The organism is Bradyrhizobium sp. SHOUNA76 (genome assembly GCF_023006445.1).
Classification (GTDB): domain Bacteria; phylum Pseudomonadota; class Alphaproteobacteria; order Rhizobiales; family Xanthobacteraceae; genus Bradyrhizobium.
The window spans coordinates 1-513 of record NZ_JALBHA010001138.1; the positions used below are offsets into that span (position 1 = coordinate 1).

The 513-nt window shown below is 70.0% G+C and carries 1 pseudogene; it reads right to left on the bottom strand.

The features are described from left to right. A pseudogene (locus tag MOV74_RS40170) lies at positions 1–513 on the bottom strand (LytTR family transcriptional regulator); the annotation flags it as partial.

Below are 513 nucleotides of genomic sequence, written 5' to 3' on the forward strand. Positions count from 1 at the left end.
GATGCCGATGGCGCGGCGGCGCCAGCGCTTGTCGAGCAGCTGCACCGCGCCGGCTGAGCGCTCGCCCGAGATCTCGAGCCGGGTGATGTCGTTGCGCAGCTCGACCGGCAGATCGAACGAAGCGTCGGTCTCCTTGTCCTGCGGGCCGAAGGTATAACGGGCTTCTCCGATCGGCGAGGCCTTCTGGTCCAGCGCGCGCACGGTGCCGACGGCGATGCCGCTGTCGGTGCGCAGCACCTTCACCGTCATCCGGGCGGCCGCGTTCTCGGCCGCAACCAGCGCCAGCGGCGAGGAGGTGCCGCCTTCGAACACGGTCAGGCTGCGCTCGCCGATGGTCTTGCCGAGGCCCTGCACGAAGTCCTCGCCGCGGCCGGTGTCGACGCCATCCGACAGCCATGCGATCTCGCAATCGCCAGTGGCTTTCAGGAAGCGGTCGATTGCAGCCAGCGTCTCGACGCGGTCGATCGAATAGGGCTTTGGCGCGAGCTGGCGCAGCGCGACGCGGGCCGCGCC